Here is a 13,658-nt window from a genome sequence, read left to right as displayed (position 1 = left end):
TCTGAGTCAGTTCTCTGAGTTCTGCAGGATCTCGAGGTCCTCTTCGTCGTCGATATCGTCTTCGTCATCGTCGTCGTCATCTTCCTCGTCGATGACTTGGAGCGGCGTCACTTCCCCATACGCTTCATACAGTGCGTCGTCGTAGACTTCAAAGGCGTCAGCAACGGCGAAGAACGCCGCTTCGACCGCGGGATCCCCGTCACTTCTGCGGGCGGAGGCCGCCGCCAGGTGTTCTTCGAATGCAGAGGTCAGTGACTGAAGCGCGACACGCGGATCGATGCTCATGACTTCACGTTAGTCGGAAAAAGACGAAAATGGAGAGCAATGAAAGAACATTTTCTGAGCAGCTCGGTCCGACGGGAACGGGACTATGTGAGGCAGTACGAGTACCTCGTTCTGACGGTCAGTCCTGAGGATTCCCTCCCCGAGGCCCGCCGCCGGCTCGTGGAGCACTCCGAGTACGGCAAATGGGAACTGGAACGCAGCCGCCTCTACGTGGGCGGCGGGCGGCGGTTCTGGTTGCGCCGAAAAGTCATTCAGGTCCAGCGCACCGTCTAGGGCTCCCCTGCACTGATGCCACGAACATCGGCCGGAGCGGGGCACTGAACGCCGCCGAGTCCGGGGCACTTTTAGGGTGTTTCCAGCGGGCCCAGCCAGGCGTTCGCCACGGTATTGTGCGCCGACTCGTCATCTGAGGGGTGGAACATGCCGGCCAGCACGTCCCGGTATAACCTTTCCAGCTCGGAACCGCGGAAGTAGCTGGATCCTCCGGAGACCCGGATCGCGAGGTCCACCACGGTGCGCGCCGTTTCCGTGGCCCGAACCTTGAGGCCCACCAGCCGGGGGAACCACTGGCTGCCGTGGTCGGCGAGTTCGTCGACGTCGGCCGCCACGCGGGACAGCTGAGGGTACAGCGCGTCCATGGCCATCGCGGCGTCGGCTACCTTCCAGCGGATATCCGGGTCCTGGGCGTAGCTGCGGCCGCCGTTCTTGAACGACGTCCGGCGCTGCACTGCTTCCACCCCGAGTGTGAGGGCCCGTTCGCCGATTCCCGTGTACACCGCGGCAAGCAGGGTCTCGAAGCAGGCGAAGATCGCGAAGATCAGGGGGTCGGCATTTGGGCCCACGGGCAGTTTCCGGAAGATCCGTTCGGCCGGCACCACGGCGCCGTCCAGGAGGGTCGTGTTGGACTGGCTGGCCCGCATGCCGAGCGTGTCCCAGTCGGGCAGAATCTCGTAGCCGGGCGTTTCCCGGGTGATAAACCCGTGGACCAGCTCCCCGGCACCGTCCCCGCCCGAGGGGTCCTTTCCGAAGATCCCCAGCCGGGTCCACGCCGGCGAGAGGCTCGTGAAGATTTTGCGGCCGGTAAAGCTGTAGCCGCCGTCGGGCAGGGGGACGGCCTCGGTGCGGGAATCGAACAGCACGGAGTCGTTGCCGGCCTCCGAATTGCCGAAGGCAAAGACTTCCCCCTGCGCGGCTTCCTGGAGGACGAAATCCAGCGAGGAGTCACCCCGGGCGGCAAGTACGTGCGCGACGCCGGTCCACACCAGGTGCATGTTGACCGCCAGTGCCGTGGCCGGCGCCGCCGTCGCCAGCAGGCGTTGCAGTTGCGCCGCTTCCACCAGCCCGAGTCCCAGGCCGCCGTCGGCCGCGGGGACAAAGATCTTCAGGTAGCCGGCCGCCTTCAGGTCGGCAAGGTCCTCGTGGAAGAAGGCGTTGTCGCGGTCATAGCCGGCGGCGCGGCCACGGATCCGTTCCAGCAGCGGTCCGCTGAGGATGTCCTCGGGCGTCATGGCCGGGTGTCCGTTCAGTAGTTGGTGAGCAGGGTGTCCAGCACCCGCGCGCCAAATTTCAGGGAATCGGCCGGGACGCGTTCGTCGACGCCGTGGAACATGCCGGTGAAGTCGAGTTCGTCCGGAAGCATCAGCGGGGCGAAGCCGTAGCCTGTGATGCCCAGCCGGCTCAGGGACTTGTTGTCTGTCCCGCCGGAAAGGGTGTAGGGCAACACCTTGGCGCCCGGATCTTCGGAATGCAGGGCATCGATCATGGAGTCGACGAGGTTGCCGGCGAACGGCACCTCCAGCGAGACGTCGTTGTGCACGTAGCTGATGTCCACTCCGGTGCCGGCGAGCTCACGCACGGTCTCCAGGACCTGCTGCTCCTGCCCTGGCAGGGTCCGGCAGTCGATGAGGGCCTCGGCCGATTCCGGAATGACGTTGTGCTTGTAGCCGCCTTTGAGCAGGGTGGGATTGGTGGTGTTCTGCAGCGTGGCGCCGACGAAGCGGGCCACGGTGCCGAGTTCCTTGAGGATCTTGTCGGGATCGTCGGGATCGAATTCGACCCCGGTGAGTTCGGTGACGCCGTCGAGGAACTGCCGGGTGGTCGGCGTCAGCTCGATCGGCCAGTTGTAGGCGCCGATCCGGGAGACCGCGCCGGCAAGCCTGGTCACGGCGTTGTCGGTGTTGATCTGGGAGCCGTGGCCGGCGCGGCCATGGGCAACGAGGCGGAGCCAGGAGAGCCCCTTCTCCGCCGTCTGGAGCAAGTACGTGCGCTGCCCGCCGATGGTGGCGGAAAAGCCGCCGACCTCCGAGATCGCCTCTGTGGCGCCCTCAAAGAGTTCGGGCCGCTTGTCGACGGCGTAGCGGGCGCCGTAGGTGCCGCCGGCTTCCTCGTCGGCAAAGAACGCGAAGATGAGGTCCCGCTTGGGCTTGCGGCCCGTGCGGGCGAAATTGCGCAGCACGGACAGGATCATGGCGTCCATGTCCTTCATGTCCACGGCGCCGCGCCCCCAGATCAGGCCGTCTTTCAGCTCGGCGCCGAACGGGTCGACAGACCACTGCTCGCGGAGGGCCGGGACAACGTCCAAATGGCCGTGGACCACCAGGGCGCTGGCCGAGGGGTCCTCCCCCGCCAGCCGGGTCACCACGCTGGCGCGGCCAGGGGCGGCCTCGAAGATTTCGGCGTCCAGCCCGACCTCCGCCATGAGCCCGGCGGTGTATTCGGCGGCCGCGCGTTCACCGGGGCCGGAGCCGTCACCGTAGTTGGATGTGTCAATGCGGATCAGCTCCTGGCAGATCCTGACGACCTCATCCTCGGGCCTGGGTTCAGTCCGGTTGTCAGTCATAGCGGCTCCTCTTGGCGGTGGCTGGATTGCTGGCTTCAGCCTACCCACAGGCTCCCGCAAAGCCTCGATTATTTGTTTCGGGAAAAGTCGTGCTAGAGTCTTTCTCGCTGCTTCCGAGAAAAGCAAAACGCTGAGAGGCGAAAATGATCTCGGAATTACCACCTGCGCGGGTGGCGGAATGGCAGACGCGCTAGCTTGAGGTGCTAGTCCTCGAAAGGGGGTGGGGGTTCAAGTCCCCCTCCGCGCACTACAGGAAACACCCTGGAATCCAAGGATTCCAGGGTGTTTTTTTGTGCCGGGTCAGCCGGGCGGGGCGCCGGACTTCGCAGGAACCAGGCTGATAGGGAGCATGAACGCTGCCACGAGCCCGACGAGTCCCAACACGGCGAGGGTGATCATCGCGAGACCGTACGACCAGGTGACGAGGATCGTCCCCGCCACGGCGACGCCGAGCGATGAGCCCAGGTTCGACACGCTGCGCGACAGGCCGGAGATCTCGCCCTGCAGCTCAGCGGGGAAGCTCGACTGGACCAGGTTGACGGACGGGGTCAGCATCGCACCCACACCCAGCCCGATCAGCAGAAGCCCGGGGGCGAAGGCCCACGCAGACGGATTCCCGTTCACCATGGCGACAAGCAAGGCGATCCCGCACAGCGTGACGATGAAGCCGACGATGACCAGGGTGCGTTGCCTGTACACCTTCGCGAGCCGCCCTGCCGCCATGGATGAGACCAGGATGCCGGCGGTGGCCGCCGTGAAGATCACCCCGGTCTCGATCGCGTTGTACCCCCGCACGACTTGGAGGTACGCCGACACGACGAAGGAAGTTCCCAGCAGGATCAGCCATTGCACGTTCTGCGTGATGAGGCCGAGATTCGATGTTCGATTCCGGAAGAGCCCGGTGGACAGCAGCGGCTCCTCCCCCTTGCGCTCCATGGTCCGCACGTGGGTGAAGAACCAGAGCAGTAGCAGCGTGCCGGCAGCCATGAAGACCGCCATCAGCAGCAGGTCGTTGTCCGCCAGCATGATGCCGGTGACGAGGACCACAAGCCCCGCGGCAGAGAGCACAGCCCCCATGGAGTCGAACGGCTTGCTCGGGTCCGCGGGCACCGGGTCCTGAACCGCGCGGCGGCTGAGCAAAATGATGATCACGATGATCAGCGCCTGGAAGATGAATGCCGCCCGCCAGCTGATCGCAGTGGTGATGAGCCCGCCGATCAGCGGTCCCGCGGCCGCCCCGATCCCGCCCATGCCGCTGATCACTCCGAATGCCCACGCCCGGGAGGTCACGTCCGTGAAGAGCATGGTCGTCAGAATGTAGACGGGCGGGATCAGCAGGGCCGTGCCGACACCTTCCAGGATCGAGTTGCCGAGGATCAGTACGAACAGGTTCGGCGCCACCGCACTCATCACCGCCCCGACCCCGTACAGCGAGAGCCCGATGATAAATAGTCTCTTGCGACCCCAGAGGTCGGTCAGCTTGCCGCACGGAATCATCAGCGCGGCCATGACCAGCAAGAAGATCGTGATGGCCGTCTGGATTCCCCTGACGGTTGTGTTCAGATCCTCGCTCATATCGTTGATCATCACGTTCATGTTCGAGCCCGCGAAGCTGCAGATGAACTGCGCCAGGGCGAGCGGCACCAGCACCCTGCGCAGTTCCTGTTTCGTCCGGCCTGTGACGACGTTTCCGGCCATTCCGGGCTCCTTTCGAGGTGGTCGCGATACCGTCCGACGGCGGATCGCTGGCGTGCGGGGGCGGCGACCGTCGGCCGTCCCGCCGGACGGCACAACGGCGGTCGCCCTGGGGCCCGTCAGTCGTTGTCAGCGCGTTCTGGCGCTCGGTCGAGGCGGAGCAAATGCCATTGCCATGCGTCAAGTCCGACGAACAGCCCGTCGACGAGATCGTCACCGGCGCGGTCGAAACTCATGTCCCGGGTCGGGTCTGTCAGCTGCCACCGGTGACCACGCAGGTCCGGCCAGGGTGCTCTCACATGACCTGTTGCAGGCGCATCGCTCAGATTCACTACGATCAGCCACCGGGTGGCACCGTCCCAGCTCCAGGCGACGAGGTGTTCGAAGCTGTTATCGCCCGGCCACCCCGACCGTTCACACAATTGCCAGTGCCCGTCCCGAAAGGCCGGGTCGCCGACAGCCGCCAGGAGCAGGCGGTAGAAGGCCGCGAGCTGGTCATCGACCGGCTCGGAGGGGAAGCGGCCGAGGAACACCGGAAGGCGTATTCTCCGCCCCAGCAGCTGGCCGTGGTGAATGAGCCGTGCCCCGGTCTGGGTCAGTGCCGTCACCGCCGCCGCCGGTGTACGGCCGGCTCCGAACGCCGTCGCGGCCCGCGGCTCGTCGTGATTCTCGACGAACCGAACAAGGGCGTTCTGATACGCGGGTTCTGCGAGCAGGTGGAGCCGCACCTCGTCAGCGCTACCCCCATGAAGCCGGTCATACAAACGCTTGTCGTAGCAGTAGTCGAAGCCCTGCTGCATCAGGGACCACTCAAGATCCCAATAGGCTTCGGCGAGGAATACGAAACCGGGGTGGGTTTCACGGACGGCGGTAATCACCGTTGGCCAGAACTCTGTACCCGGTGCCGGGCCGACCCGGGCACCCCAGGTGCGGGCGAAGACGTCGTTCATGACCAGCATCGCCATGTCGCAACGCACCCCGTCGCACTGATCGGCGATCGATCTCACCGTCTCCACCGCCGCCGATCGCAGGGCGGGGTCGAAGGCGTTGAGCTGGACGACGTCCGGCCACGCCGGGAAGTAGGGGTCCCGCCCGTTGGCGAGCACCCGGCCGCTTACCTCGACGAAGGACTCCGGATCCAGGTCCCGATCCGCGGCGGTCCCCTGCACGAAGAGCTCGGGCGCCCCCGTGGTCCACGGATGATCCGGTGCGACATGGTTGGGCACGAAGTCCAGGATCAACCGGACACCCCGCACCGCCAGCGCCTCCCGGGCGGCGGAAAGCCCGGCAGGGCCACCCAGGCGGTCATCGACCACATAGTCCCTCACGCAGTACGGCGACCCGACGACATCCTCGGCACGCCAATCGGGAAGAGCAGCCTGGAAATCGGACCGCAGGGCTGGATTTGCCAGTGCGATCGCGATTCCGGCGGGGCTGCGACGCCAGACCCCCATCAACCAGACCGAGTCGAAACCCAGTCCGGCAATCTCATCCCAGTACCGTTGCGGGACGGAGCCCAGATCGGTTGGTTGACCTTCTTCCACCCTGATTGATTCGAGCCATGCCCACGTGTTGATCTCGTAGATAAAGGGGTGGGCCACCGGTGGCGGCAGGCCAGGTGCTCTGGCGGCCGCTGCCATCTCGTCCGTTACAGCCCCCTCGCCGATCATGACCCTCCGGACGCCGGCCGGTCCCTTAGCCTCGTTGGACATGGGTTCCCGCTTCCGTTTCCGGCGGTCCTGCCTTGGTGGTTGGGTCCGGATTGTCCTGGAACACCATCCGGTCGCTATGGCGGGGTGGGTCGAGGAGGAGGTCCGCGACCAGAGCGGTCCACCCCGTCTGGTGCATGGCGCCGAGTCCGGCGCCGTTGTCGCCATGGAAGTACTCGTAGAAGAGCAGGTTGTCCTTCCACGCGGGATCGTTCTGCAGCAGGTCCACGCCACCATAGACCGGTCTGCGTCCGTCCGGCCCGGGGAGCCAGATACTCACCAGTCGATCGGTGAGGTCACCGGCTATCTCCCGCAGGGTCAGGTGGTGACCGGAGCGGGTGGGGTATTCGACGGTGAAGTCGGGACCGAAGAACTGGTCGTACTGCAGCAGGGCCCGGATGATGAGGTAGTTGACCGGCAGCCACACCGGGCCTCGCCAGTTGGAATTGCCGCCGTACATCGCGGTCCGCGATTCGGCTGGTTCGTATTCGATTGCCGCGGTGGGCAGCCCCGGAACCGTGTAGGGCGTGTTGTGGCGCTTGGAGAGCGATCGCAAGCCGTGGGGAGAGAGGAATGCCTCCTCGTCGAACAAGGTACCGAACAGCCGGACGAGTTTGTCCATCGGGAGGACCGACAGCAGCGTCCGCCTGGACGCGCCGGCACCGCGGACCTGCCAATCGAGGATGTCGTGCCGATCGGTCTGTTCCAACCGGAGGGCGAACCGCTTCCGCAGCCGGCGGTTCCGGTCCGTGTCCTGGGTGGGGAGCACGACCGCGGGCAGCGCAGGGATCAACCCGACGAGGGTCTGCACCTTAATCGGGACGCTGATCCCGGAAGGGTCGGTGAGCCGGTCGTAGAAGAAGCCGTCCTCAGTGTCGTAGCAGCCGGAATCCTCCAGCGCGTCCATGATCAGCACGGTCTGTTCCAGGAATTTCACCACCATGTCCTCATAGACGTCGTCATGTTCGGCGAGTTTGGTGGCGAGGGTGAGCATCGCCACGGAGTAGTACGCCATCCACGCGGTACCGTCGGCCTGGTCCAGTTTGAAGCCGGGCGGCAGGTGCGAGCGGTCGATTGGGCTGATGTTGTCCAAACCCAAAAAGCCGCCGCCGAACAGGTTGTTCCCGTCGGGGTCCTGCCGGTTGAGCCACCAGGTGAAATTCAGCAGCAGCTTGTTGAACACCCGTTTCAGGAAGTGCAGGTCGGTGCCGCCGTCGATGACGAACACCCGGATGGCGGCCAGCGCATGGACCGGTGGATTGACGTCGTCGAAGCTCCACTCATAAGACGGGAGCGCACCATTCGGGTGCTGGAACCACTCCCGAAGGAGCACCAACAGCTGGTATTTGGCGAACGCGGGATCCAGATGCGCCCAGGTGACGGCGTGAAACGCCAGATCCCAGGCCGCGAACCACGGGTACTCCCACGGGTCGGGCATGGCAAGCACGTCGAACGAGTCCAGGTGCCGCCACCCCGTGTTCCGGCCGTTGCGATGCCCGGCCGGCGGCGCCGGTTGGCCGGGGTCGCCATCCAGCCACCGGTTGACCCGATAAGGGTACATCTGCTTGCTCCAGACCAGCCCGGCGCAGGACTGGCGCATCACCTGCATCGGCCCGGCACCGATCCCAGCAGGGGCGATCGCCGCGTAGAACTCGTCCGCTTCCCGCTCCCGGTCTGTCATGACGTCGTCGAAATAGGAGTCGGACCAGCCGGCGGGGGGTGTGGTCTGGTCCGGGACCGGCCGGTGCAGCCGCAGCCGCAGCTCGACCCGACCCCCGCCCGGCACGGTCACCTGATACCACCAGGCTGCCTTCGTACCCCGATGTTGCGGATTCACGGTGTCCGCGCCGGAGACCACGTGGTCGTTGATTCCGTCCTTCGGATAGGCGGTGACCGGAGCCGCCCCGAACAGTCGTGCCGTGTTCGTCTCGTTGTCGCAGAACAACGCCTGCGGCCGCACTCCCTCCTGGGTGGGGGCGGCGTCGAGCCGGTAGCCGGACAGTCGTGGATGCTCGACCGCGACTCCGTCCCCGTCCAGGGACAACGACGGCGCCTCACCGCCCGAAACGCGCCATGTGTTGCGGAACCACATGGTTGGCAACACCGAAAGCACCGCTTCCTCGGGCGAATGGTTCTCGATGGTGATCCGGGCAAGGACCTCGGTCGGTGAGGCCTTCGCGTACGCGACATCCACGGACCAGTACCGGCCCCCGTCGAAGACCCCGGTATCCATCAACTCGAACTCGGGTTCGTCCCGGGAACGACGGGCGTTCTCATCGATCAGCCGCTGATACGGAAACGCCGCCTGCGGGTAGTGATACCGCCACCGCAACCAGGCATGGCTGGGCAACGCATCCGGGTACCACCAGTATTCCTTGACATCCTCCCCGTGGTTGCCCTGCGGACCAGTGAGCCCGAACATCCGCTCCTTCAGGATGGGGTCGGCCCCGTTCCACAGCGCCAACCCCAAGCACAGGTCATGGTGAACATCGGACAGCCCCGCCATGCCGTCCTCGTTCCATCGGAACGCACGGGACCTGGCATGATCATGCGGAAAATACTCCCACGCGTCACCATTGTCGCTGTAGTCCTCCCGAACCGTGCCCCAGGCCCGCTCCGAGAGGTACGGCCCCCACTCGTACCAAGGATTCGCCTCGAACAGGACATCCTCCGCCGCACCCGTGGCCTCGGCCAGCCGGGCATGTTCAGCGGTCACACCCCGAGGTGCCGCGGGCGGCGTCGTCGTGTCGTCGGTCATGGGGTCCTCCCAAGGAAGCGGTGCCGGCCGAACCTCTCAAGACGTGCCCGGATGGCGGCCCACGATCTGGTCCACCGACCCTCTACGACGTCATGCGCCGCGCCCGGGTGTGCCCTCTGGCATGACGATAGCAGTCGGCGCACAGCCCTAGTTGCCCCGGAGCAACAATTCACCTTTCGTTCACGTCAAGTCTGGTCCGGCTGGACCAGGATCGACGCCGCCGGCGGGCATTGCGCCGTGGCGGCGGACCATCGGCACAGCGCGCACACCAACGATCACTCCGGCTCAGGCCAGTGACTGTCCTGACCCCGTGGTCGAATTGACCGCCAGCGAGACCCACCCCAAGACAGCACAAAGATGATCCATCCCGCCCTCGCTCCGGAAGGTCCCGGTCGGGAACGACGCCGGCCACCGTCGTCGGCCGGGAGGGCGACCGGATCGGACTCATCGTTCCAACCGACGCCGGCGGCTGCAGTGCCCGATCCCGATGGCGTCGGCGCAGCGACAGCCTTGGCACGTAACCCAGGCTGCCAGCGTCTCAGCCTCGGAGACGGTGGTGAGCGGGTCCACAAGGACCGCGTCGTTCTCGCCGTAGATTAGCGTCGAAGTCATCGGGTCCCAGGCCATTGGCAGCCCGAACGGCCGAGGCCTATCCCCCACCACAGGCTTCTCCGGCGCGTCGAGTACGTTGAAGCTCAGCGCGGACGCCATGTCGATCGGTTCCTCTCCGTGACCATGCCCCCCGCTTCTCCAGGCGTCAATGCAACTGTTCCTCCCAGTCGCTAGGCACCCGTGAGGCCGGTCCAGGGACCGTCTGGTCCGCCGGATGATCTGCCGGGGGCGCCAGCTCCGGACCGTCAAAATAGCTGGAGCTGCGGTAATCCCAGAACCAGTTCTCGCCCGGTTCGAAGCTGCGGATGACCGGGTGCCCCGTTGAGCGGGCGTGGGCGGTGGCGTGCTGGGAGGGCGAATTGTCGCAGCAGCCGATGTGGCCGCACTGGGCACACCGCCGCAGGTGAAGCCACCAGCCGCCGCCGGCTTCGCATTCAACGCAGCCGGTCCCGCTGGGCGGCACCGAAACATCGATGCCGGGGGTATCGCCCATGGCCGCCTCCTCGCTCGGGTACGCGTGGAACAAGCCCAACTTTACGTCGGCCGGCCCGCCCGCGGGAGGGCGCGGTCCTGCGGGTCCCGGGCCGGCGGATGCCGAAACCTGTCGGAATTCGTCTCGAGCGCGGCGCGGTCCCAGGAGATGGTGAAAATGTGACGGGTGCGCTGTTGACGCATTCCAGCAAGGACTGCACGGGTGACGTTCGCCGCGGATTGTGAACGGTATTGGAACGGGCCGGCGCGGCCGCGGTCTCGCCCGCGGCGGACGTGATACCGGAACGCCGACTACAGGCCCTGTGCAACGCGTCCACGAGGACCCGATAACAGCGCCTATGACACCATCTAGTCGGATCGACATCCCACCGGGGGGTGATGCGTGACGATTGATCTGGTGACGCACCATCAAGAGGCGATCACCCCCTGGTCATGGTCACTTCAGAACATGACAGGGCGGCGTTCGGTGCGGCCTTCCCCGTGCGACCCCCCGCGAGTAGCATTCAGTAATCCTCGTATGCGCTAATGCCACCACGAGGCTTGTCTCGTCATCCGCTGACGTTCGTCAGCATCCCGGCTGGTTCACGGAAGTCTGGGATTGCTGTGGTCGACGGCACATGAGAGCTGGTCAACGCCTCGACCTCCCTCACATCATCCGATACCGCAGGGGAACATCCGATGATCAAACGAGCCGTCGACCGGCCGACATAGCTGCTGGTGGCGATCAATCGCATGACCAGTACGGCAAGTGATCTCAATGTTCGAGACCGGTGGCGGCAGCAACTCGTCGAATACAGGCCGTGGGGCCCGTGAACAGCGCCACGCTGCGAGGTGACGGAGTAAGTTCGGCGCGTGTGAATGCAACCGCGCCTAGGAGAAGAGAGAAGAGACGAGGAGACCATGACCGACACGACAGGTAGTCCGACCGATCAGAGCTCGATCCGACCCTTCCGCAGTGACTTCCCACAGGAGGCATTGGAGGACATGCGTCGCCGGATTGTCGCGACGCGCTGGCCGGAGCGTGAGACGGTGACGGACGACTCGCAGGGCGTGCCACTCGCGACTATGCAAGCGCTCGCCCGCCACTGGGCCAACGATTACGACTGGCGCGCATGCGAGGCGACCCTCAACGCGCTCCCAAACTTCACCACCGAGATCGACGGGTTGGACATTCACTTCATCCACGTCCGCTCTCAGCATGATGATGCGCTGCCGCTCATCATCACGCATGGGTGGCCGGGCTCGATCATCGAACAGCTGAAGATCATCGAGCCCCTCACGAACCCGACTGCATATGGTGCGAGTGCGGACGACGCGTTCGATCTAGTGATCCCGTCATTGCCCGGCCACGGGTTTTCCGCCATACCGACCAACACCGGGTGGGATCCGTCCCGCATCGCCCGCGCCTGGGTCGTGCTGATGAAACGGCTCGGTTACGACCGGTTCGTGGCGCAGGGCGGCGACTGGGGGGCAGCAGTCACGCAGCAGATGGGCCAGCAAGCCGCCCCGGAACTGCTCGGAATCCACTCGAACATGCCGGGCACCGCCCCAACAGACCTCGACGGCTACTTGCGCGGCGAGCCGGCGCCCTCCGGCCTCGCAGACGAGGAGCAACGTGCCTACGACCAGTTGAGCGCGTTCTACGCCAAGCATGTCGCGTACGCCCTCATCATGGGCACGCGCCCGCAGACGATGTACGGGTTCGCGGACTCTCCGATCGACCTTGCGGCGTTCGCGATCGACCACGGCGACGGAACCGGCCAGCCTGGATTGATTGCGGAGATCCTGGACGGGCGCTTGGCCGGAGACCTGACGCGGGACGACATTCTCGACAACATCACGCTCTACTGGCTGACGAACACCGGCGTCTCGGCCGCCCGGCTGTACTGGGAGAACACGGCGTCGTTCTTCGACGCGAAGCCCATTACGATCCCATTCGCCATCAGCGTGTTCCCCGACGAGCTCTACCAAGCCCCAAGGAGCTGGGCCGAGCGCGCCTACCCAGACAACCTCATCTACTACAATCGCGTCGACCGAGGCGGCCACTTCGCCGCATGGGAACAACCGCAATTGTTCTCATCCGAGCTTCGCGCAGCGTTCAGATCCCTGCGGTGAGGGCCCAAAGTGTTTCGGCACCGCAACGATCTGCCAGTCGAAGGGGTACTGCCCCCGTTCGACGGAGCCACCACGTGGCTCAACTCACAGCCCCTGGCGCCGGTGGACCTCCGCAGCCGGGTCGTTCTCATTAGCTTCGGCACCTACACCTGCATCAACTGGATTCGCTCGCTGCCCTGGATACGCGCATGGGCCGACGCCTACGCCGACCACGGGCTGACGGTCGTCGGCGTGCAGACACCCGAGTTCGACTTCGAGGGCGACCTCGCCAACGTGGCCCGCGCCATCAACGAGATGGACGTCCGCTACCCTGTCGCGGTCGACAACGACTACGCCCTCTGGCAGGCGTTCGACAACCACTACTGGCCGGCGGTGTACTTCGCTGACGCCAAGGGCCAGATCCGGCATCACCACTTTGGAGAAGGAGAATACGAGCAATCCGAGATGGTCCTCCAGATGCTCCTGCGCGAGGCCGGCACCGAAATCGAACAGGGCCTGATGACCATTGAGCCCCAAGGCGTCGAGGCGGCGGCCGACTGGTCCAGCCTGGGGTCACCGGAAACGTATCTCGGCTACGGACGTGCAGTCGGACTCGCCTCGCCAGAACCGGTCGTCCCCGACGATCGTCAGCTCTACTCCGCGCCGGCCGTCCTGCGGCGCAATCACTGGTCCCTGTCAGGCGACTGGCGGATCGGCTCCGTAGCTGTCCGGCTCGACCAGCCCGATGGTTCGATCTCGTATAGGTTCTTCGCCCGCGACCTCAACCTCGTGATGGGCCCGCCGGCGACGGACACACCGGTGCGCTTCACCGTCCTCCTCGACGGCGAGCCGCCGGGACCCGCCCACGGGGTCGACATCGACGCTCACGGCAACGGTACCGCCGAGTAGGCAAAGTCAAGGAGTCGGAGCAACGCCGGGGTTTAAGCCGCCGCTTGCAGCAGCTGGTTCAGCCGGTTGGCCGGGGTTTCCAGGTTGAGGGTGGGCCGGGGCCGGCGGTTGAGTTTCGCGGCGATCTGGCGGAGGTCCTCCGTGGTGTGGACGGAGAGGTCGGAGCCTTTCTCGAACCAGAACCTCAGGAGCCGGTTGGTGTTCTCGTTGGACCCGCGCTGCCAGGGCGAGTGCGGGTCGCAGAAGTAGAGCGTGGTGTCGAGCG

General features: G+C 65.5%; 11 protein-coding genes and 1 tRNA gene. 4 read left to right on the top strand and 8 right to left on the bottom strand.

Going from position 1 to position 13,658, the window contains the following annotated elements:
- Nucleotides 1-6: 6 nt before the first annotated feature.
- Nucleotides 7-285 carry a hypothetical protein gene (locus BLS42_RS10275; RefSeq protein WP_090580485.1) on the bottom strand — a complete coding sequence of 93 codons (279 nt, stop codon included), beginning with the start codon at nucleotides 283-285 and terminating at the stop codon, nucleotides 7-9.
- Between the two features lie 39 nt (nucleotides 286-324).
- Here BLS42_RS10275 and BLS42_RS10270 point away from each other — a divergent pair, with 39 nt between their 5' ends.
- A complete protein-coding gene (locus BLS42_RS10270) occupies nucleotides 325-558 on the top strand; it encodes a DUF5703 family protein (RefSeq protein WP_090580482.1) in 234 nt (77 codons plus the stop codon).
- Between the two features lie 71 nt (nucleotides 559-629).
- Here the strand turns inward: BLS42_RS10270 and BLS42_RS10265 are convergent, their stop codons facing one another.
- Nucleotides 630-1,793 (bottom strand): acyl-CoA dehydrogenase family protein, encoded by a 1,164-nt coding sequence (locus tag BLS42_RS10265; RefSeq protein ID WP_090580479.1) that lies wholly within the window; start codon nucleotides 1,791-1,793, stop codon nucleotides 630-632.
- A gap of 14 nt (nucleotides 1,794-1,807) precedes the next feature.
- Nucleotides 1,808-3,124 (bottom strand): M20/M25/M40 family metallo-hydrolase, encoded by a 1,317-nt coding sequence (locus tag BLS42_RS10260; protein ID WP_090580476.1) that lies wholly within the window; start codon nucleotides 3,122-3,124, stop codon nucleotides 1,808-1,810.
- Nucleotides 3,125-3,288: 164 nt separating this feature from the next.
- On the opposite strand from BLS42_RS10260, the gene BLS42_RS10255 reads away from it, so the two are divergent.
- Nucleotides 3,289-3,371 (top strand) — tRNA-Leu (locus BLS42_RS10255).
- A 53-nt stretch (nucleotides 3,372-3,424) separates the two neighbouring features.
- Here the strand turns inward: BLS42_RS10255 and BLS42_RS10250 are convergent.
- From BLS42_RS10250 to BLS42_RS10230, 4 genes are all read right to left on the bottom strand, one after another.
- Nucleotides 3,425-4,822 (bottom strand): MFS transporter, encoded by a 1,398-nt coding sequence (locus BLS42_RS10250; RefSeq protein ID WP_090580473.1) that lies wholly within the window; start codon nucleotides 4,820-4,822, stop codon nucleotides 3,425-3,427.
- Between the two features lie 116 nt (nucleotides 4,823-4,938).
- Nucleotides 4,939-6,489 carry an alpha-amylase family protein gene (locus BLS42_RS10245; protein ID WP_218122098.1) on the bottom strand — a complete coding sequence of 517 codons (1,551 nt, stop codon included), beginning with the start codon at nucleotides 6,487-6,489 and terminating at the stop codon, nucleotides 4,939-4,941.
- A gap of 25 nt (nucleotides 6,490-6,514) precedes the next feature.
- Nucleotides 6,515-9,286: an MGH1-like glycoside hydrolase domain-containing protein gene (locus tag BLS42_RS10240; RefSeq protein ID WP_143019177.1), complete on the bottom strand. Its 2,772-nt coding sequence runs from the start codon at nucleotides 9,284-9,286 to the stop codon at nucleotides 6,515-6,517.
- A gap of 757 nt (nucleotides 9,287-10,043) precedes the next feature.
- Nucleotides 10,044-10,391 carry a UBP-type zinc finger domain-containing protein gene (locus BLS42_RS10230; RefSeq protein ID WP_090580467.1) on the bottom strand — a complete coding sequence of 116 codons (348 nt, stop codon included), beginning with the start codon at nucleotides 10,389-10,391 and terminating at the stop codon, nucleotides 10,044-10,046.
- A gap of 899 nt (nucleotides 10,392-11,290) precedes the next feature.
- Here BLS42_RS10230 and BLS42_RS10225 point away from each other — a divergent pair.
- Entirely contained in the window at nucleotides 11,291-12,505 is a 1,215-nt protein-coding gene (locus BLS42_RS10225; RefSeq protein WP_090581149.1) for an epoxide hydrolase family protein, read from the top strand.
- A gap of 9 nt (nucleotides 12,506-12,514) precedes the next feature.
- On the top strand, nucleotides 12,515-13,393 hold the full coding sequence (locus BLS42_RS10220) for a redoxin domain-containing protein (protein ID WP_090580464.1): 879 nt from the start codon (nucleotides 12,515-12,517) through the stop codon (nucleotides 13,391-13,393).
- A 32-nt stretch (nucleotides 13,394-13,425) separates the two neighbouring features.
- Here the strand turns inward: BLS42_RS10220 and BLS42_RS10215 are convergent.
- Nucleotides 13,426-13,658 (bottom strand): IS30 family transposase (locus BLS42_RS10215; protein ID WP_143019176.1); only part of this gene is annotated, 233 nt, incomplete at its 5' end.

The organism is Arthrobacter sp. ov407, assembly GCF_900102895.1.
GTDB lineage: Bacteria > Actinomycetota > Actinomycetes > Actinomycetales > Micrococcaceae > Arthrobacter.
Note: the sequence above shows the minus strand (reverse complement) of the source record. Positions and strands in the feature narration are given on the sequence as shown.

Coding starts and splice junctions, on each gene's coding strand:
- BLS42_RS10275 (WP_090580485.1), bottom strand. CDS start 285: ATGAGCATCGATCCGCGTGTCGCGCTTCAGTCACTGACCTCTGCATTC.
- BLS42_RS10270 (WP_090580482.1), top strand. CDS start 325: ATGAAAGAACATTTTCTGAGCAGCTCGGTCCGACGGGAACGGGACTAT.
- BLS42_RS10265 (WP_090580479.1), bottom strand. CDS start 1,793: ATGACGCCCGAGGACATCCTCAGCGGACCGCTGCTGGAACGGATCCGT.
- BLS42_RS10260 (WP_090580476.1), bottom strand. CDS start 3,124: ATGACTGACAACCGGACTGAACCCAGGCCCGAGGATGAGGTCGTCAGG.
- BLS42_RS10250 (WP_090580473.1), bottom strand. CDS start 4,822: ATGGCCGGAAACGTCGTCACAGGCCGGACGAAACAGGAACTGCGCAGG.
- BLS42_RS10245 (WP_218122098.1), bottom strand. CDS start 6,489: ATGATCGGCGAGGGGGCTGTAACGGACGAGATGGCAGCGGCCGCCAGA.
- BLS42_RS10240 (WP_143019177.1), bottom strand. CDS start 9,286: ATGACCGACGACACGACGACGCCGCCCGCGGCACCTCGGGGTGTGACC.
- BLS42_RS10230 (WP_090580467.1), bottom strand. CDS start 10,391: ATGGGCGATACCCCCGGCATCGATGTTTCGGTGCCGCCCAGCGGGACC.
- BLS42_RS10225 (WP_090581149.1), top strand. CDS start 11,291: ATGACCGACACGACAGGTAGTCCGACCGATCAGAGCTCGATCCGACCC.